The 1271-nt window shown below is 42.6% G+C and carries 1 protein-coding gene; it reads left to right on the forward strand.

Annotated elements, in window-relative coordinates; genetic code table 11:
- The coding region (locus QM928_RS09855) for an SIALI-17 repeat-containing surface protein (RefSeq protein ID WP_414295150.1) at positions 1-1091 on the forward strand (1091 nt) is incomplete at its 5' end.
- Positions 1092-1271: the final 180 nt, after the last annotated feature.

The raw sequence follows: 1271 nt of genomic DNA on the forward strand, positions 1-1271 counted from the left end.
AGCCTATCGGCACAGCGGGAGACCAGGAAGCACCTTCTGTAGAAATCCCCGAATACACTGAACCTATCGGGACTGCAGGTGAACAAGAAGCACCTTCTGTAGTAATTCCTGAATACACTGAGCCTATCGGCACAGCGGGAGACCAGGAAGCACCTACTGTAGAAATCCCCGAATACACTGAACCTATCGGGACTGCAGGTGAACAAGAAGCACCTTCTGTAGTAATTCCTGAATACACTGAGCCTATTGGAACTGCAGGAGACCAGGAAGCACCTTCTGTAGTAATTCCTGAATACACTGAGCCTATTGGAACTGCAGGAGACCAGGAAGCACCTTCCCTTGTAATCCCCGAATACACTGAGCCTATCGGGACTACGGGAGACCAAGAAGCACCTTCTGTAGAAATCCCTGAATACACTAAGCCTATCGGCACAGCGGGAGATCAAGAAGCACCTTCCGTGGTAATTCCTGAATATACTGAACCTATCGGTACTGCAGGAGACCAAGAAGCACCAAGTATCACACTTCCTGAGTTTAAACTCAAAGTAATGAAAGATCAAACCACAAGAGCTCAAGTTATTAGTGGAACAACTGAACTCGAAGGAGCAAGTTATCTTGACAGTCAAAAAGTTGAAAACAAAGAACTCTTAGGCAAGATATACGATGCTTATGCTCTTCAACTCAAGGATAAAGATGGCAAACTAGTTCAACCAAAAGGTGCTGTACTCGTTCGTTTACCAGTTTCAGGTGCTGTCCAAGAACTCTATCAGTTGACTCCGACAAAAGACTTAAAATCACAAGAGTTCACCATCCGAGATGGGTATCTTGAGTTTATCACTCTTGACCTGAACACCTATGCTATTGTCTATAAGACAGAGAGCGCAACTGTTAAGCCAGTACCAGCTCAGAAAGAAGAAACAAAGGTAGAAACTACAAAACCATTGGCTCAAAGAAATGATGCCAATGACAAAGTTTCTACGAATGAAAAACAACTTCCAGCTACTGGTGAACAGACTAGTCCCCTCCTCTTTATGGCGAGCCTCAGCCTAGCCCTCTCGGCTGCCTTCTTACTAAAAGGTAAGAAAGATTAAACATTGTCCCCCCAGGAATAAAAATTTATTCCTAGATAAAAAAGGATGGAAAATGAACTGCACCCCAAAAGTTAGACATAAAAATCTAACTTTTGGGGTGTTTTTATTATGAAATTAACTTATGAAGATAAAGTTCAAATATATGAATTAAGAAAGAAAGGAGAGAGCTTTAGACAACTT

Source organism: Streptococcus infantis, from assembly GCF_047460405.1.
GTDB lineage: Bacteria > Bacillota > Bacilli > Lactobacillales > Streptococcaceae > Streptococcus > Streptococcus infantis_Q.